This window comes from Streptomyces sp. NPDC004610 (assembly GCF_040609715.1).
In the GTDB taxonomy this organism is placed as follows: domain Bacteria; phylum Actinomycetota; class Actinomycetes; order Streptomycetales; family Streptomycetaceae; genus Streptomyces.
In genome coordinates, this window is record NZ_JBEXLA010000002.1 from 431,900 (window position 1) to 450,670 (window position 18,771).

The 18,771-nt window shown below is 73.1% G+C and carries 11 protein-coding genes; 3 read left to right on the top strand and 8 right to left on the bottom strand.

What is annotated here, in order from left to right; genetic code table 11:
* The first annotated feature begins 56 nt into the window (after positions 1-56).
* Positions 57-1,259 (top strand): cytochrome P450, encoded by a 1,203-nt coding sequence (locus tag ABZX40_RS03940; RefSeq protein WP_355731207.1) that lies wholly within the window; start codon positions 57-59, stop codon positions 1,257-1,259.
* On the opposite strand, the gene ABZX40_RS03945 is transcribed toward ABZX40_RS03940, so the two are convergent.
* From ABZX40_RS03945 to ABZX40_RS03980, 8 genes are all read right to left on the bottom strand, one after another.
* Positions 1,216-1,791: a TetR family transcriptional regulator gene (locus ABZX40_RS03945; protein ID WP_355731205.1), complete on the bottom strand. Its 576-nt coding sequence runs from the start codon at positions 1,789-1,791 to the stop codon at positions 1,216-1,218. The genes ABZX40_RS03940 and ABZX40_RS03945 overlap by 44 nt on opposite strands.
* 29 nt (positions 1,792-1,820) lie before the next feature.
* Positions 1,821-2,402, bottom strand: coding sequence for a sugar O-acetyltransferase (locus tag ABZX40_RS03950; protein WP_355731203.1), 582 nt, complete (start codon positions 2,400-2,402; stop codon positions 1,821-1,823).
* A gap of 195 nt (positions 2,403-2,597) precedes the next feature.
* The gene (locus ABZX40_RS03955) at positions 2,598-3,806 is read right to left on the bottom strand and encodes an MFS transporter (RefSeq protein WP_355731202.1); all 1,209 of its coding nucleotides are present in this window, start codon (positions 3,804-3,806) and stop codon (positions 2,598-2,600) included.
* A gap of 174 nt (positions 3,807-3,980) precedes the next feature.
* Positions 3,981-6,173 carry a bifunctional serine/threonine-protein kinase/ABC transporter substrate-binding protein gene (locus tag ABZX40_RS03960; protein WP_355731200.1) on the bottom strand — a complete coding sequence of 731 codons (2,193 nt, stop codon included), beginning with the start codon at positions 6,171-6,173 and terminating at the stop codon, positions 3,981-3,983.
* A complete protein-coding gene (locus ABZX40_RS03965) occupies positions 6,173-8,308 on the bottom strand; it encodes a bifunctional serine/threonine-protein kinase/ABC transporter substrate-binding protein (RefSeq protein WP_355731198.1) in 2,136 nt (711 codons plus the stop codon). Before ABZX40_RS03965 ends, ABZX40_RS03960 begins: the two co-directional genes overlap by 1 nt.
* A complete protein-coding gene (locus tag ABZX40_RS03970; protein ID WP_355731197.1) occupies positions 8,305-9,417 on the bottom strand; it encodes a hypothetical protein in 1,113 nt (370 codons plus the stop codon). Before ABZX40_RS03970 ends, ABZX40_RS03965 begins: the two co-directional genes overlap by 4 nt.
* A 175-nt stretch (positions 9,418-9,592) precedes the next feature.
* Positions 9,593-10,141: a DinB family protein gene (locus ABZX40_RS03975; RefSeq protein ID WP_355731196.1), complete on the bottom strand. Its 549-nt coding sequence runs from the start codon at positions 10,139-10,141 to the stop codon at positions 9,593-9,595.
* 69 nt (positions 10,142-10,210) lie between these two features.
* Positions 10,211-13,585, bottom strand: coding sequence for a pyruvate carboxylase (locus ABZX40_RS03980; protein WP_355731194.1), 3,375 nt, complete (start codon positions 13,583-13,585; stop codon positions 10,211-10,213).
* Between the two features lie 1,093 nt (positions 13,586-14,678).
* Here ABZX40_RS03980 and ABZX40_RS03985 point away from each other — a divergent pair.
* The gene (locus tag ABZX40_RS03985) at positions 14,679-15,182 is read left to right on the top strand and encodes an FBP domain-containing protein (protein WP_355731192.1); all 504 of its coding nucleotides are present in this window, start codon (positions 14,679-14,681) and stop codon (positions 15,180-15,182) included.
* A gap of 452 nt (positions 15,183-15,634) precedes the next feature.
* Positions 15,635-18,766, top strand: coding sequence for a ThuA domain-containing protein (locus ABZX40_RS03990; RefSeq protein WP_355731190.1), 3,132 nt, complete (start codon positions 15,635-15,637; stop codon positions 18,764-18,766).
* Positions 18,767-18,771: the final 5 nt, after the last annotated feature.

The window sequence follows — 18,771 nt, forward strand, 5'->3', positions numbered from 1 at the left end:
ACCGCCGCCTCGGCTAGCCTCGCACGCATGATCGAGATCCTGCCGGAAGGGCCGCGATGAACCCCACCTATCCGCTCGGCGCCGGCCTCACCCTGTCCGGGCTCGCCGACGACCCGCATCCGCTGCTGGCCCGGCTACGGGCGGCGGAACCGGTGTCCTGGGTGGCCGCGCTGGGCGGCTGGCTGGTGACCCGGCGGGATCTGGCGGTGGCGGTGATGCGGGACGCGGACACCTTCACCGTGGACGATCCTCGGTTCTCCACCGCGCGGGTGGTGGGCCCGAGCATGCTGTCGCTGGACGGGGAACGGCATGCGCGGCACCGGGGGCCGTTCGTCGCGCCGTTCCGGCCCCGGGAGGTGCGCCAGGGCTTCGAGGGGTTCATCGAGGCGGAGACGGGGCGGCTGATCGGGCGGTTCGCGGACGCCGGGGAGGTGGACCTGCGGCGGGCGTTCGCGGGGCCGCTGGCGGTCGCGGTGATGACCGAGGCGCTCGGTCTGCGGGGCACCACCACCGCCACCGTACTGGCCTGGTACGACGCCATCGTGCGCACGGTCGCCGGTCTCACCGCCGGACAGGCCGCGGACCCCGAGGGAACGGCCGCCTACGCCCGGTTGCGGGCCGCCGTGGAGGAGACGGTCGCCGACCGGGACGCCACCTCGCTGCTGGTGTCCGCCGCCGGGAGGCTCTCGGTGCCGGAGGTGGCGTCCAATGCCGCGGTGCTGATGTTCGGCGGGATAGAGACCACCGAGGCGATGATCACCAACGCGCTGCTGCACCTGCTGCGCCACCCGGACCAGCTCGCCCTCGTCCGGGCCGATCCGGCGCTGCTGGACGGGGCCGTGGAGGAGTCGCTGCGGCTCGAACCGGGGGCCGCCGTGGTGGACCGGTACGCCACCCGGGACACCGTGCTCGGGGAGGCGTCGATCCGGCGCGGGGATCTGGTCAGTGTGTCGCTGACCGGGGCCAACCGTGATCCGGCGGTGTTCGCCGACCCCGACCGCTTCGATGTGCGGCGGGCCGACGCCCGGCTCCAACTGGCCTTCGCACAGGGCCCGCACTACTGCATCGGCGCCCATCTCGCCCGGCTGGAGACCCGGATCGCCCTGCGGCGGCTCCTGGAGCGCCTCCCGGGCCTGCGGCTCGACCCGGACCGGCCCGCCGCCCCGTACGGGCTGGTGTTCCGCAAGCCCCAGGACCTGTATGTGCGGTGGGAGGTCACACCGGCGGCCGTGGCGGGCCGTCCGCCGGGGGCGTCGTGATCCGTCTGATGGCCTCCAGGGTCACCGCGCGGTCGTGCGGCTCGCGGGCCAGCGCGCGGTGCAGGGTCAGGCCCTCGATCAACGCGTCCAGCTGACGGGCCGTGTCCGGGTCGAAGTGCTTCTCCAGATGCACCCGGCTGCTGCGCATCCAGTCATGGGTGAGCCTGCGGTAGGCGGGGCGCCGGGCCGCCAGCGTGTACAGCTCCTGAGTGAGGACCAGATCGCGCTGGGCGTCGGCCGCGGACAGCGCGTGCACCAGATCGGCGACCGCCTCGACGGCCTCCGCGCGGTTCGCGGGCCGGGCGAGGAAGCCGCCGAAGAACACCACGAACTCGTCGGTGAACCGCTGGAACGCCTCGAACAGCACCTCGTCGATGCCGGTGAAGTGGTACGTCATCGAGCCGAGGGGCACACCGGCCCGGGTGGCGATCTTCCGATGGGAGACGCCCGCCACCCCCACCTCCGCGATCAGATCGAGGGTGGCGGTGAGGATGCGCTCACGGCGCTGCGGGTCGGTGTGTCCGGTTGCCATGCCGGGAGTTTCTCAGAGGTGGGGCGCCTTCACAGGGTGCGGATCACCCGGGCCGGGTTGCCCACCGAGACCGTGTTCGGGGGGACGTCCTTGGTGACGACCGCCCCGGCGCCGATCACCGAGTTCTCCCCGATGGTCACCCCGGGCAGGACGATGACACCGCCGCCGAGCCACACGTTGTCACCGATGGTGATGGGCTTCGCTCCCTCCACCTTGTCCCTGCGAGGCCCCGGTTCCAGCGGATGGGTCGGGGTCAGCAACTGGACGTTCGGCCCGATCTGGCAATCCTCGCCGATGACGATCGCGGCCACGTCCAGCGCGGTCAGATTGAAGTTGACGAAGGTACGGGCGCCGAGGGTGATGTTGCCGCCGAAGTCGACGTGGAGCGGCGGCCGGACGTGGCCTCCCTCGCCGAGGCCGCCCAGCAGTTCGGCGAGCAGCGGCCGGGCGGCCTCCGGGTCCTCGATGTAGGCGGCGTGGTAGCGCGCCGCCAGCCGGACCCCCCGCTCGTAGCGGCGGACGATCTCGGGGTCGTCGGCGATGTAGGGGTCCCCGGCGGCCATGCGTTCGTAGTTGCTGCGCGGGTCGTTGGCGAAGTAGTCCGTCGGCATGCGCGCGATCGTACCGCCCGGAAGCGTACGGTCGTACGCTTCCGGGCACATCTCGGCCCGCGCGACCTTCCCTGGGGGCTGTGCCCCGTGCGACCCACCCCGGGGGCTGCGTCTCGTGCGACCCGCCCTGGGGGCTGTGCCCCGTGCGCCCTACCCCGGGGGCCGTGTCCCGAGCGACCCACCCCAGAGGGGCCGTTACCGTCGGCGCGTGCCCAGGGCGCCCGCCAGGGCGATGACGAGCAGTCCGGCCAGGGGCACCACCAGCAGGCCCAGGCGCAGCCCGGAGGCGTCGGCGACCAGGCCGACGACCGGCGGGGAGAGCAGGAAGCCGAGCCGCATCAGCCAGGAGACGATGGTCAGGCCGGTGCCGGGTCTGAGGCCGGGGAGTTCGTCGGCCTCGTGCATGGCGGCCGGGACCAGGGTCGCCACACCGAAACCGGCCGCCGCGAAGCCGAGGATGGTGCCGGGCACCGAGGGGAACGCCAGGGCCAGCCCCATGCCCCCGGCGGCGATCAGGCCGCCCGCGCGGGCCACCGCCCGCTGCCCGAACCGGTCGACCAACCGGTCACCGAGGATCCGTCCGACGAACTGCGCGCCGACCAGCGCGATGTACCCGGACGCGGCCAGCGCCGCCGCCGCGTGGAGGGAGTCGGAGAGGTACAGGGCCGCCCAGGAACTGCCCGCGTCCTCCACCAGGGTGCCGGCCATGGCGATCAGCACCAGCGCCGCCAGGACGACGGTCCGCCGGGATGAGGTCATCACGGGGCGGGCGGATTCGGTCGCGGGGTGCGCGCCCCCGGTGTCCGTAGCGGGCTCGGTGTCGGGGCCCGGCAGGGCGTAGCGCAGGGCGCCGCACGCGGCCAGGGTGCACAGGGCGGCCGAGATGGCCAGATGCAGTCCGGTGGAGAGGCCGAGGGCGATGGCGGCGGCGGCCATGGAGCCGCCCAGGACGGCGCCGATGGACCAGATGGCGTGGAAGGAGTTGATGATCGAGCGGCCGTAGAGGCGCTGGACGCGCAGTCCGTGGGCGTTCTGCGCCACGTCCGTGATCGCGTCCATCGCCCCGGCCAGGAACAGCGCCGCCGCGAACACCAGCACCGCAGGTGCCGTGCCCGCGACGAGGATGCCGATGCCGGTGAGCAGGGTTCCGGCCACCGCGACCCGGGCCGAGCCGAAGCGCCGGATGAGCACCCCGGCCCCGAGGCCCGCCACGATCGCGCCGGTCGGGAACGCGGCGACGGCCAGTCCGTAGGCGGCGTTGCCGATGCCAAGGTCGGCCTTGATCTGCGGATAGCGCGGCAGGATGTTCGCGAACAGCGCGCCATTGGTGAGGAAGAGAACGGCCACGGCCCCGCGGGCCCGCCGTTCGCGCAGGGCAGGCCGTACCTGCACATCGAGTGTCATGGAGGGGAGCGTAGCGCCTGGAGCGTACGATCGTACACTCGCTGGACGGGGCTTCTCCGGAGCCGGAAGCCGGGAGCCGGGACTCCGGCCGCCTGTCCCTGGGCGCCTGTCAGAGGCGGGTCGCCACTCGCCAAGCCACCGGGTCACCGGGCCACCGGGCCACCGGGTCGCCGGTCAGCCGAGTTGGTCGGCGCGGCCCAGGTAGCGGAAGGTGTCGCCGTTCGCCTGGAAGAGGAAGTACCACCCGGCGGACGGCTCGGCGGCGAGGGCGAGGCGCTTGGCCAGGCCGTCGTGGGTGACGGTGGGCAGCCGCTGGGACACCGCTCCCGGTTCGATACCGGAGCCGCCGCCCAGTTCCGCCAGCACGCGGGCGACCAGGCCCACGGCGTCGTACGCCTCCGCCGACCAGCGCGCGGGCGTGGCGCGGAACCGCTCCAGGAAGGCGCCCCGGAAGCGGCTGGAGGACACCTCGCCGGGGTCGGTGAAGGGGGCGCCGAAGACCCAGCCCTCGGCGGCGGACCCGGCCTCCTGGAGGAAGTCGGGGTCCATGAGGTGCCAGGTTCCCAGCCGGGGGCCGGTGAAGCCCGCTTCGGCGAGGGCGAGGGCGCAGCGGGCTCCCCGCGCGGGGGCGGTGCTGGTGAGGACGACGGCCTGTGCGCGGGCGTCGAGGGCCGCGCGGACGGCGGGGGCGAAGTCGTCGGTGTCCGCGGCCACCGGGTGGGCCGTCGTCGTGCCCTCGTCGGGCGGGGTCCTGGTGAGGGTGTTGGTGAGGGCCGTGCCGGTCGCGCCCGCCGCGCGGTCGTCGATCACGGCGGTGCGCCCGGTCGGCCGCGCCTCGGTCAGATACGCGATCAGCGGCAGTCCGAGCAGGTTCTCCGGGGCACGGGTGACGCACAGGGTGGTGAACCGCTCGTCCTGGGCGGCGAGTTCGGCGCCGTCCGAGGAGATCAGGACCATGGCGGTCCGGGTGTCCTGGTAGCGCGGGGCGGCGGCGACGGCCGCCGCGGGGGTGCCGAGACCGAGCACCGCGCTCACCCCGGCGGTGACGAGACGGCGGGCGGCCCGGTCGGCGCGGGCCGCCTCGCCGCGGTCGTCGGCCGTCTCCAGCGCCAGCCGGAAGGTGATGCCGGAGCGCCTGTTGTGGTCCTCGACGGCGAGCCGCGCCCCGCGTTCCTGGGCCACGCCGTCCGCCCTGCCCGGACCGCTCAGGGCGCCCTGGAAGCCGAGGGCGTGGACGGGGAGGCCGTCGCCGCCCGCGCCGCCGCCACGGTTCAGGAGATAGGCGGTGGTGCCGCCCCCGGCGGCGAGGACGGAGGCGATCGCGCCGCCCATGAGGAGCACCCGGCGGCGGGACGGGGCGGGTGCCCCGGGTGTCTTCGACGCCTCCGGTGTCTCCGGGGGATCGGTGGGCGGGCGGCGGGGGGTGGGGACGTCCAGGGCGCCGGTGGAGCGTTCGGCGACGACCCGCAGCAGGGCGGGCGGCAGCCAGTCCTCCCCCGCGCTGTCGGGCGCCACGCGCGCGAGGGCGGCGCGCGGGTCGCGCAGGGTGGCCGCGAGCTGCCGCGCGGTGGGCCGTTCGGCCGGGTCCTTGGCGAGACAGGCGGCGATCACCGTCCGCAGGACGGCCGGTACTTCGGCGAGGTCCGGTGCCTCGTGGACGGTGCGGAAGAGGACCCCGGCGGCGTGCCCGGCGCCGAACGGGCGGCGCCCGGAGGCCGCGTACGCGAGGACCCCGCCCAGCGAGAAGACATCGCTCGGCGGGCCGACCTCCCCGGCACCGGCCCGCGCCTGCTCGGGGGCGAGGAAGCCGGGGGTGCCGATCACGGCGTCGGGGGCGGTGAGCGCGGTGGCGCCGGAGGTGCGGGCGATCCCGAAGTCGATGAGCCGGGGCCCGTCGAGGGCGAGCAGGACATTGCCGGGCTTCACATCCCGGTGCACGAGCCCCGCCCCGTGCACGACGGCCAGCGCGTCGGCGAGCCGCGCCCCCAGGGCGCGTACGGCGGCCACGGGGAGCGCGCCGAAGCCGTCGACGGCCTCCACCAGCGAGGGCCCGGGGACGAACTCGGTGGCGACCCAGGGCTCCCGGGCCTCGGTGTCGGCGGCGAGCACGGGCACCAGCCAGCGGATGGCGGGCTCCGGGGGCGCCGCCCCGGTCTCCGTCAGCCCCCGCACCGCCCCGACCTCGCGGCGGAAGCGGACGCGGAAGGCGGGGTCGGCCGCGTGTTCCGCGCGGATGGTCTTGAGGGCGACCAGGGTGCCGCCCGGGGTGCGGGCGAGGTGGACGACGCCCATGCCGCCCGTGCCGAGCCGGGCCAGCAGCCGGTGGCCGCCGATCTCCTCGGGGTCGTCGGCGGACAGCGGGCGCATCAGAGGTCGACCTTGCCCGCGTAGGCGAACCGGCCGCCCTTCACCTCGTAGCGGAAGACCTCGTAGCCGGTGAGCCACCGGTAGTCCGGGTCGAAGGCGTAGGTCCGCACCAGGCCCTGGTAGGTGCCCTTGGCGAGCAGGTCGTAGAGCCGGTCGCGGGAGGGTCGGCCGCCCGCCTCGGTGATCCTGGTGATGATCATGCGGGCCACGTCGTACGCCTCGGCGGCCCAGGTGGGGGGCGCGGTGCCGTAGCGCTCGCGGTAGGCCGCGGCGAAGGCGCGGACGGGTTCGGCGGCGGGGTCGATGTACGGGGTGAAGGTCTGCCAGCCGTCCGCGCCGTCCCCGGCGAAGGACAGGAACTCCGGGCGGGCGGCCGGGTAGCCGAGGACGCGCAGTCCGTCGTAACCGGCGTCGGCGAGGGCGCGGGCGACTGCGGCGCCGCGTTCGGGGGTGCCCGTGTAGACCAGGCCGTCGGGGTCGTCGGCGAGCATCTCGGCGACGACCGGGGCGAGGTCCCCGGCCAGCCGGGGCACGACCCGGGGCTCCCCGGCGATCTTCAGGACGCCGAGGTTCTGGAACATGGTGTGGCCGAGCTGCCAGGCCGGGGTGCCGCCCGCGCGGTCGATGAGGACGCCGACCTTGCGGGCGCCCTGGCCGTGGACGGAGAACGCGGCGGTGCCGGGCAGGCTGGTGTAGCCGGGGACGGCCTGGAGGAAGTGCCGGGGCTCGGAGGTGCCGTAGCCGGACTGCGCGGAGGACGCGGTGAGCTGCGGGACGAGCTGTTCGTCGTAGCCGTCCAGGCTGGCGCCGGTGGTGTCGTCGCCGGTGGAGCCGATGACGGCGAGCAGATCGCGGTCGGCGGCGAGGGTGCGGGCGACGCTCCTCGCGCGCGTGGCGTCGCCCCCGTCGTCGGCGGTCTCCAAAGTGAGGGTGAAGGGCTTGTCCTCACGGGCGTTGAACTGTTCGACGGCGAGGCGGACACCACGTTCCTGGGCCTGGCCGATGTCCTTCTGGAAGCCGCTCAGATCGGCCTGGACGCCGAGCACCCAGCGGCGGGCGGCGGGTCGGGCGTCGTCGCGCGCCGCGGTGCCGTCGTCGCGCAGCACGGCCCAGGCGGCGGCACCGCCACCGGCCGCGAGCAGGGCGGCACCGCCGCCGAGGGCCAGGAAGCGGCGCCGGGAGGGGCGGGCGGCGGGAACTTCCGGCTCCGGCCCGTCCGTTGTCGCGTCGAGGGCCGTCGCCTCGATGTCGGGGAGGTCGAGCAGGGCGGCGGAGCGGTCGGCGATGAGGCGGACGACCAGGGCCGGCAGCCAGTCGGTGGTGTCCTCGGGTGGGTCACCGGTGAGCGGGGCGTCCAGTTCGCGGGCCGTGGGACGGGTGGCCGGGTCCTTGGCGAGACAGCGGGAAAGGACGGCCCGGAGGTCGTCGGGGACACCGTCGAGGTCGGGTTCGTCATGGACGGTGCGGTAGAGCAGGGCATCGGTGGTGCCGCTGCCGAAGGGGAGGCGGCCGGTGGCTGCGTAGGAGAGGAGACAGCCGAGGGCGAAGACATCGCCGGCGGCGGTGGCGGGCTCGGCGAGGGCCTGTTCGGGGGCGAGGAAGCCGGGGGTGCCGACGACCATGTCGGCCGAGGTGAGCGCGGTCTCCTCGGTGGCGCGGGCGATCCCGAAGTCGATGAGCCGGGGCCCGTCGAGGGCGAGCAGGACATTGCCGGGCTTGATGTCCCGGTGCACGAGTCCGGCGTCGTGGACGGCGGTCAGTGCGCGGGCCAGCAGCCCGCCCAGGACCCGGACGCCGCTCCCGGGCAGGGGACCGCAGAGGGCGACCGCCTCGGCGAGCGAGGGGCCGGGGACGAACGCGGTGGCGAGCCAGGGCGCGGGCGCGTCCGGGTCGGCGCCGGTGACCGGTACGGCCCAGGGGCTGTCGACCCGGCGGGCGGCGGCCACCTCACGCCGGAAGCGGGCGCGGAACTCGGGCTGGTCGGCGTACTCGGGCAGGATCACCTTGACGGCGGCGAGTTCACCGGATTCGGCGCGGCCGAGATAGACGACGCCCATGCCTCCGGCGCCGAGCCGGGCGAGCAGCCGGTGCCCGCCGATCCGGACGGGGTCGGTCGGGGTGAGCTTCTCGGTCACGCGCCCGCGCCCTTCTTGCCGGTGGAGGACGGGGAGGGGGTCCCGCCCGGGGACGCCGGGGGGTCGGCGGCCGGGTCGGAGGTGTCGCCCGGGTCGCCGGGGCCGTCGGAGCCGTCGGAGCCGTCGGAGCCGTCGGAGCCGTCGGAGCCAGCCGTACCACCGGTGCCAGCCATACCGCCAGAGCCAGCCGTACCGCCGGGTTCCCCGGCGTCCCCTGGGTCCCCCGAGCCGCCGAGGTCCCGCGAGCCCCCGAGATCCCCAAGGCCCCCGAGGTCCTGCGAGCCCCCCTGATCACTCACGCCCCCGGACCCCTCCGGATCCCGTTCCAGCGCTGTCCGGACCGCCGATCCCATGGCGACATGGGCGTCCCGCACCTGGTCGAGCAGGGCGGAGCGGGTCCAGCCCTCGGCGCCCTTGGCGGAGACGGCGAGGGTGACCGGGCCGATCCGGGTCTGGCGCCAGATGTAGGGGTGGGGGCCGCCCTCCTCGGCGTGGGTGTACTCGCCGATCTCGGTGAGGGAGTCGTCGGCGAAGTCATTGCCGGAGTCGCCGAGTGCGGCGGGCACGTCGTTGAGGGAGGTGATCATCTCGTCCGCGCGCAGCCGCTGGGTGGGGCAGCGCATCATCTCCTCCAGCACCTCGGCGCTCTCCCAGTCGGCGAGTTCGGCGCTGCGGTGCACGGTGACGACGGCGCCGAGCCGCAGCAGCCCCTTGCCGTCGGCGGCGGGGATCGCGTAGGAGCGGGTGCGGGTGGCGAGCACCTCGTCCGGCCGGGGCCGCTGCTCCCACACACAGTCGTCGCCGAGCACGGCCCAGCGCTCCGGGTCGCTCTCGTAGGGGCTCTGGCGTACGGCGGCGGGGCCGAAGTCGCCGGGGTCGGGCAGGGTGTCGCGGACCAGTGCGGCGGCCTCGGCCCCGGAGTCGGGGACCTTGTCCGGGTCGATGTCCACGGCCTGGCCCGGGGACGCCGACGGGGACGCCGGGGCGCCGTCCTTGTTCCCGGTCGCGGAGTCGTCCGGTTCACCGCCGCCGGAGGTGCACCCCGTCCAGAGCAGTCCGCCCACCGCGACGGCACAGCCGAGCCGTATCGTTCCGCCCCTCAGGACCACGAGCGGTCCCCCTTCGGATCGTCAGCTCATCAGGCGCACGGCCCGATGCTGTCGAGCCGATGCTAGAGAGCAACGGGCTTGTGCGCAGGCCCGGTTGACGATCATGTGGCACAGCCGTACCCCATCTGTCACACAGCCGGTGCCCGGCCGGTGCTCAGCGGTGTGCGGCCGGTGCTCAGCGGGGTCCGGCACCGGCCGTGCGCAGCAGCCGCAGCTGGCCGATCTCGGCGACGTTCTTCATGAGTTCGGCGTTCGCCCAGGCAAGGGTGTGGGCGAGGGTGCGGCCGGTGGGGTCCTCGCCGGTGTCGCCCCAGGGGAAGGCGCAGGGGCGGTCGAGGTCGGCGTCGGTGAGGGCGTCGACGCCGGTCAGCCAGTCGTCCCGCAGGGCGCGCAGCCAGGCGGCGACGGCGGCCGGGTCGTCGCCGGGCCAGTGGACGTCGGCGCGTTCGCGCGGGGTGCGGCCGTGGACGTGGTCGGTGGCCACGCCGAGCCACCAGCCGAGGTGCCAGCTCACCCAGCCGAGGGTGGGGACGGGCACCGGGTCGGGTTCGGTGTCCGCCCAGTCCGGTACCCAGCCGCCCTCGCCGTCGGGGCGCAGGGTCCAGCAGAGGGGGGCCGGTTCCCAGAGCAGGTCTCCCGGCCTCAGCCGCTCCAGGTGGTACTCGCCGAGGGCCCAGGTCAGCTCGGTCTGCCCACGCAGCAGTTCGTTTCGGGTGGAGATCACCGGGCGACCCTCGCACAGGGGGGCGAGGGCCGCCAGAGAATTACGGGCGGCGCGGGGGCCGCGTGCCCGTCAGACCACCTCCACCAGCAGGTCGCCGCCCTCCACCTGCTGGATGCGGTTGATGGCGAGGCGGGTGACCCGGCCGCCGGACGGGGCCGTGATCGCGGCCTCCATCTTCATCGCCTCGATGGTGGCGACGGTCGCCCCCGCCTCGACCTGGTCGCCCTCGCTCACCGAGAGGGTCACCACTCCGGCGAACGGGGCCGCGACATGGGCGGGGTTGGTGCGGTCGGCCTTCTCGGTGACCGGGATGTCGGAGGCGGCCTCGGTGTCCCGGATCTGGATCGGGCGGAGCTGCCCGTTGAGTCCGGCCATCACCGTGCGCATCCCGCGTTCGTCGGCCTCGCCGATGGCCTGGAGCTCGATCAGCAGCCGGACGCCGGGCTCCAGGTCGACCGCGTACTCCTTGGCGGGACGCAGTCCGTAGAAGAAGTCCTTGCTGTCCAGGACGCTGGTGTCGCCGTAGGACTGGCGGTGGGTCTCGAAGTCGCGGGTGGGGCCGGGGAAGAGCAGCCGGTTGAGGGTGGCGCGGCGGCTCTTCTCCAGGCCGTCGCGGTCCTCGGTGGTCAGGTCCTGTACGGGCTTGGCGGCGGCGCGGCCCTTGAGGGCCTTGGTGCGGAACGGTTCGGGCCAGCCGCCGGGCGGGGTGCCCAGTTCGCCGCGCAGGAAGCCGATCACGGAGTCCGGGATGTCGAAGCGGTCGGGGGTGGCCTCGAAGTCGCCGGGGGTGACGCCCGCGCCGACCAGGTGCAGGGCGAGATCGCCGACCACCTTGGAGGACGGGGTGACCTTGACCAGACGGCCGAGGATGCGGTCGGCGGCGGCGTACATCGCCTCGATCTCCTCGAACCGGTCGCCGAGGCCGAGGGCGACGGCCTGGGTGCGCAGATTGGAGAGCTGGCCGCCGGGGATCTCGTGGTGGTAGACGCGCCCGGTCGGGGAGGCGAGCCCGGCCTCGAAGGGGGCGTAGACGCGGCGGACGCTCTCCCAGTAGGGCTCCAGATCGCCGACGGCCTGGAGGTCGAGGCCGGTGGGGCGGTCGGAGTGGTCGGTGGCGGCGACGATCGCGGACAGCGACGGCTGGGAGGTGGTGCCCGCCATGGAGGCGACCGCCCCGTCCACCGCGTCGACGCCCGCCTGCACCGCCGCGAGATAGGTGGCGAGCTGGCCGCCGGCGGTGTCGTGGGTGTGCAGATGGACCGGCAGGTCGAACTCCCGGCGCAGCGCGGTGACCAGGGTCGCGGCGGCGGGGGCGCGCAGCACGCCCGCCATGTCCTTGACGGCGAGGACATGGGCCCCGGCCTCGACGATCTGCTCGGCGAGCCGGAGATAGTAGTCGAGGGTGTAGAGCCGCTCGTCCGGGTCGGACAGGTCGGCGGTGTAGCAGAGGGCGACCTCGGCGACGGCGGTGCCGGTCGCGCGGACGGCGTCGATGGCGGGCCGCATCTGGCCGACGTCGTTGAGGGCGTCGAAGATGCGGAAGATGTCGACGCCGGTGGCGGCGGCCTCCTCGACGAACGCGTCGGTGACCTCGGTCGGGTACGGGGTGTAGCCGACGGTGTTGCGGCCCCGCAGCAGCATCTGGAGACAGAGGTTGGGCGCGGCCTCGCGCAGTGCGGCCAGCCGCTCCCAGGGGTCCTCGGCGAGGAACCGCAGGGCGACATCGTAGGTGGCGCCGCCCCAGCACTCCAGGGAGAGCAGTCCGGGCAGGGTGCGGGCGACGACCGGGGCGACGGCGAGGAGGTCCTTGGTGCGGACCCGGGTGGCCAGCAGGGACTGGTGGGCGTCGCGGAAGGTGGTGTCGGTGACACCGAGCAGCGGGGACTCGCGCAGGGCGCGGGCGAAGCCCTCGGGGCCGAGTTCGGCGAGGCGCTGGCGGGAGCCCGCGGGCGGCTCACCGGCGGGCAGCGGGGGGAGCTTGGTGGTGGGGTCGATCAGGTCGGGGCGCTCGCCGTGCGGCTTGTTGACGGTGACATCGGCGAGATAGGTGAGCAGCTTGGTGCCGCGGTCGGCGGAGTGCCGGGAGGTGAGCAGATGGGGCCGCTGCTCGATGAAGGAGGTGGTGACCCGCCCGGCCTGGAAGTCGGGGTCGTCCAGGACGGCCTGGAGGAAGGGGATGTTGGTGGCGACGCCGCGGATGCGGAACTCGGCGACCGCGCGCCGGGCCCGCCCGATCGCGGCGTTCAGATCACGGCCCCGGCAGGTCAGCTTGACCAGCATGGAGTCGAAGTGGGCGCTGATCTCCGTACCGGCGTGGGTGGTGCCGCCGTCGAGGCGGATGCCGGAGCCGCCGGGTGAGCGGTAGGCGCTGATGCGGCCGGTGTCGGGGCGGAAGCCGTTGGCGGGGTCCTCGGTGGTGATCCGGCACTGGAGGGCGGCGCCGCGCAGCACGATGGTGTCCTGGGAGAGGCCGAGGTCGGCGAGGGTCTCGCCGGAGGCGATCCGCAGCTGGGCCTGGACCAGGTCGACATCGGTCACCTCCTCGGTGACGGTGTGCTCGACCTGGATGCGGGGGTTCATCTCGATGAAGACATGGTTGCCGTCGCGGTCCAGGAGGAACTCGACGGTGCCCGCGTTGCGGTAGCCGATCTCGCGGGCGAAGCGGACGGCGTCGGCGCAGATCCGTTCCCGCAGTTCCGGGTCGAGATTGGGTGCGGGGGCGAGTTCGATGACCTTCTGGTGGCGGCGCTGGAGCGAGCAGTCCCGCTCGAAGAGATGGATGACATTGCCGTCGCCGTCGGCGAGGATCTGCACCTCGATGTGACGGGGTTCGACCACCGCCTTCTCCAGGAAGACGGTCGGGTCGCCGAACGCGGAGGCGGCCTCGCGGGAGGCGGCCTCGATGGACTCGCGCAGGACCGCCGGGTCCTCGACGCGCCGCATACCGCGTCCGCCGCCGCCCGCGACGGCCTTGACGAACACCGGGAAGCCGATGTCACCGGCGGCGCGGACGAGTTCGTCGGTGTCGGTGGAGGGCTGCGAGGAGCCGAGGACGGGGACACCGGCGGCGCGGGCGGCGGCCACCGCGCGGGCCTTGTTGCCGGTCAGTTCCAGGGTGTCGGCGTCCGGGCCGACGAAGGTGATACCGGCCTCGGCGCAGGCGCGGGCCAGCTCCGGGTTCTCGGACAGAAAGCCGTAGCCCGGGTAGACGGCGTCGGCACCTGCGCGCCGGGCGGCCCGGACGATCTCCTCCACGGACAGATAGGCCCGTACCGGATGGCCGGGTTCGCCGATCTCGTACGCCTCGTCCGCCTTCAGCCGGTGCAGCGAGTTGCGGTCCTCGTGCGGGAAGACGGCGACGGTGCGCGCGCCCAGTTCGTACCCGGCGCGGAACGCGCGGATCGCGATCTCGCCTCTGTTGGCGACCAGTACCTTGCGGAACATCGTGGATCCCTTCGCGTGGCCCGCGGGTGACGAGGACCATGGTGTCCGTGCGGTCCGGGTCACGCCATGTGAGCAAGGCCACTTTCCCGGACGGCTCAGTCATGTCCATCAGTCGGCGCAGTGCCCGGCGAACGCCGCACGACCTGCGGGTTGAGGGGTCGTGAAACGATTCCGGGCCGCTGTGACCGGCCTGCGGGACGGTCCGCAGGCTCGCACGCATGATAGCGACATGTGAGACGTGATGTCGCCATACGAGACGCAACGACATGTGTGGGGCGTCTGTGGCCAGGTGGGCACGGCACTGCTCAGGGCGGTGCGGACGGACCCGGAAATCCGTTGGCGCCCAGCTGGGGGCGTTGTTATCCTCTCCGCGTTCCTTCGGTCTGCATGAGGCCTTTCGCGCCCCGGAAAAGAGATTTCATGTTTCGGCCCGCGCCGCGCGCGCCTCGCGGCACCGTCTGACCGTCCGTCTTCTGCCGTCCCTCGCGGATGGCGTCCGCCGTCCTTCGCGGACGGCCACCGGACGTGATGTCCGCGGTGCTCTGACCCAGCCCACACCCCCGTGCCCGCACTCCTGCCGGCGCGTACGGGGTGGGTGTCTCCGTCGAGGCCGCTCGGCCTGCTCTTGCTGTCATTCCAGACGACTCAGCAAGGAGCACCCCGGGTGTCCAGCACATCTCTCCGCAGCAGATCTCTCCTCTGCACATCTCTCGGCAGCACCTCTCACACCATCCTGACCAGCGCCCTCGCCGGTGCTCGGTGTGCCCTGAGCGTGTTCGCCGCCGCTGGCGACGACACGCGGAAACCTCACCGCCGAAACCGCCTGTCCGGCCCGCCCGGCGACCGGCGGATCCCCAGCGTCCGCACCGCGGACCGCCGCGGCCGGAGGAAAGCCCTCACCCGCGCCACGCGGTGAGCAGGTGTGCCGGTGCCCGGACGCACCGGATTCCTCCCGCCGGTGCCCCGACGCACCGAATTCCCCCGCCGGTGCCTCGAAACACCGCATTCCCCCGCCGGTGCCCCGACGCACCGGATTCCCCCAGAAACCGATCCGATACCCGGTGCACCCCCGTGCACCTCGCAAGGAGCAGCCATGCGCCCCATGACCAGACAAGAAGTGCGCGCCTCGATCGTGAACCTGGAACCGACCGAGAAAATGGTCCGGCTACCGGCCTGGTTCGACGACACCCCCTGGCACCGGATCGACTACCTCGGCTGGCGGGACATGCGCGCCCCGAAACGGGCCTATCTCGTCACCGAGGCCGATGACCAGGCGCTGGGGGTGCTGCTGCGGCAGGCCCCGAACGACGCGGCGCACGCGTCGCGCGCGATGATGTGCGACCTGTGCCGGTCCACCCGCCGGTTCCACGAGGTGTCGCTGTTCACCGCCCGGCTCCCCTCACGCGACAAGCGCCGGCGCCTGAACACGCTCGGCCTTCTCCTGTGCACCGATCTCGACTGCGCGGTGAAGCTCCACGCGAAGCCGATGCGCCAGCCCTTCGGACCTCCGGTGGACGAGATCATCGCCACGCGCCGTGAAGGCATGCGTTCGCGCACGATCGCCTTCATCCGTTCGGTGTCCGAGACGAGGCCATGACCCGGTAGCGGGCGAGGTTCACGGGGAGGGCGAGCACCCCGTGAACCTCGGTGGCGTCGACCCCGCCGAAAGTAAACCGAGTTGACAAACTCGTCAAGAAGTCAGGCTTCGACGCATCGGTCCGGCGCCCCCTCACCACCCCTCCCAACTGGCACTCTCGTCAGGAGCCTTGACCCGTCCGGCCCATGCTCCTAATTTGTCCATCGACTCGACAAATTACCCGGCCAGCGGTTCGAACGCCTTCGACCACCGGGCGCGCGGCTTCACGGAACCCTGGACGAGGGTCCCGCGCAGCCCTCATGGAGCAGCACGGCGCCACCCCCGCACACAGCACGCCGACGCATACCCCTGCCCGCCGAATTGAGGTGCCCATGCCACACCTGTCGGACTCTCGTGGTTTCCACCGGCCTCACCGGCCCCAGCGGCCCCACCGGTTCCATCGATTCCATCGGTTGCGAAGAAGTGCCGCGCGGATCGTCGCCGCCGTCGTCGCGCTGCTGCTGGTGACCGCCGGGGCCGCCGCCGCGCAGCCCGCCGACCGGGCCCCGGAGCGGCCCGCCGCGAAGAAGACCGATCCCTTCGACGCGCTGATCTTCAGCAGGACCGCCGGGTACCGGCACGGCGCCATCCCGGCCGGGATCGCCGCGATCCAGAAGCTGGGCGCCGACCACGGCTTCTCGGTCACCGCCACCGAGGACGCGGGCGTCTTCACCGACGAGGCGCTCGCCGAGTACGAGGTGGTCGTCTTCCTGTCCACCACCGGTGATGTGCTGAACGCCGATCAGCAGGGCGCGTTCCAGCGGTACATCGAGGGCGGCGGCGGCTATGCCGGCGTCCACGCGGCCTCCGACACCGAGTACGACTGGGCCTGGTACGGCGATCTGGTCGGCGCCTACTTCAAGAGCCACCCGGCGCCGCAGAAGGCGAGCGTCAAGGTCGAGGACCCGGCGCACCCGTCGACGGCCAGGCTGCCGGTGCGCTGGGAGCGGACCGACGAGTGGTACGACTTCCGGGCCGACCCGCGCGGGGACGTGCATGTCCTGGCGTCGCTGGACGAGTCGTCGTACACCGGCGGCGCCATGGGCGCCGAGCATCCGATCGCCTGGTGCCAGGACTACGAGGGCGGCCGGTCCTGGTACACCGGGATGGGCCATGAGAGCGCGAGCTACACCGAGCCGAAGTTCCTCGCGCATCTGCTGGGCGGGCTGCGCACCGCCGCCGGGGTGCTGCCCGCCGACTGCACCGCGTCGCTGACCAGCGGTTTCCAGAAGGTGCCGGTGGACGAGAACACCAGCAACCCGATGGAGCTGACCATCGCCGAGGACGGCAGGGTCTTCTATATCGACCGGGGCGGCGAGATCCGTGTGGTGCGCACCGACGGCACCGTGGTCACCGCGGGTGATCTGGACGTCTACACCGGGCAGGAGTTCGGTCTGCTGGGCATCGCCCTGGACCCGGACTTCGACCGCAACAACTGGGTCTATCTCTACTATTCGCCCGCCGGGACCGAGAGCGTCGACCGGGTCTCCCGGTTCACCGTCAAGGACGACGACACCCTCGACGCGGCCAGTGAGAAGGTGCTGCTGAAGGTGGCCGTGCAGCGCCAGGAGTGCTGCCACGCCGGGGGCGCGATGGAGTTCGACGGCGACGGCAACCTCTACATCACCACGGGCGACAACTCCAACCCGTTCGCCTCCGACGGCTACTCCCCGATCGACGAGCGCGAGGGCCGCACCGCGTGGGACGCCCAGGCGACCTCCGCCAACAGCGCCGTCCTGGGCGGCAAGGTGCTGCGGATCAAGCCCCGCGCCAACGGCACCTACAGCGTCCCCAAGGGCAACCTGTTCCGCCCGGGGACACCGGACACCCGGCCCGAGATCTACGCCATGGGCTTCCGCAACCCGTTCCGCATCGGCATCGACCCGGCCACCGACCATCTCTTCGTCGCCGACTACGGCCCCGACGCGGGCAGTGTGAGCCCGACCCGCGGCCCCGACGGACGCGTGGAGTGGAACATCGTCGACAAGCCCGGCTTCTACGGCTGGCCCTACTGCGTCGGCGCCAACACCCCTTACCACGACTACGACTTCGCGACCGGCACCGCGGGCGCCGCCTTCGACTGCTCCGCCCCGGTCAACGACTCCCCGCACAACACCGGCGTCGAGAAACTGCCCGCCGCCCAGCCCGCCGAGCTGTGGATGGGCAAGAGCGCCTCCGGCGTCCCCGAGATCGGCCCCAGCGGCGCCCCCATGACCAGCGGCGCCTACGACTACGACGCCAAGTTGGACTCCGACCGCAAGTGGCCGGCGTACTTCGACGGCAAGGCGGTCTACGGCGACTGGAACGACGGCCGGCTGTTCACCGTGCAGCCCGACCAGAAGCGCACCGGTGTCTCCGATGTGAACGCCCTGCTCCAGGGCATGGACTTCACCCGGCCGCACGCCCTGCAGTTCGGTCCGGACGGGGCGCTGTACGTCATCGACTGGGGCAGCGGCTTCGGCGGCAACAACACCGACTCCGGTGTCTACCGGGTGGACTACGTCCAGGGCAACCGCTCCCCCATCGCCCGTTTCACCCCCGACCGGGCCTCGGGACCGGTGCCGCTGGAGGTGTCCTTCGACGCGTCGGACTCCCACGACCCGGACGGCACCCGGATCACCTACTCCTGGGACTTCGACGGCAACGGCACCCAGGACAGCACCGACCCGTCGCCCGCCTTCACCTACACCCAGCCGGGCCGGTTCACCGCCCAGCTGACCGTGACCGATCCCGACGGGCGCACCGCGGTCGCCGGGGTCGACATCACCGTCGGCAACACCGCCCCGACGATCGAGGTCAAAGCTCCCCTGAACGGCGGCCTGTTCACCTTCGGCGACACCCTCGCCTACGAGGTGACGGTGACCGACCCGGAGGACGGCCCGGTCGACTGCGACGAGGTGATCGTGCAGCCGGGGCTCGGCCATGACGAGCACGGGCACGGCTACGAGCAGTACCGCGGCTGCTCGGGCACCTTCCCGCTGCCGGGCGACGCCGGTCACACCGGCGCCAACATCTTCGGCACGGTGACGGTCACCTACACCGACCACGGCAACGGTGAGGTGCCCGCGCTGACCAGCCAGGAGGTGCTGGTGCTCCAGACCAAGCACCGCGAGGCCGAGCACTTCGACACCACCGGCCGGATCCCGTCCGCACCCGGCGGCGGTGACATCGGCGTGGGCATCGGACCCACCGGGGACACCGCGGGCGGCGGCCAGAACATCGGCTGGATCGAGAACGGCGACTGGTGGTCCTGGGACCCGGTCAACCTGACCAACATCGACGAGATCGGGCTGCGGGCCGCCTCACCGACCTACGGCGCCACCGTCGAGGTCCGCACCGGCAGCCCCGAGGGCCCGGTCGTCGCCACCATCAGAACCACCCCGACCGGCGGCTGGCAGACGTACCAGGACTTCAAGGCGCCGGTCGGCGGGGACAGCGCGACGGCCAGCGGTCCGCTGTACTTCGTGAAGACCACCGGTGAACTCAATGTCAACTGGGTCGACTTCATCGGCCGGGGCATCACCGAGGAGGTACCCGCGCCATGACCCCA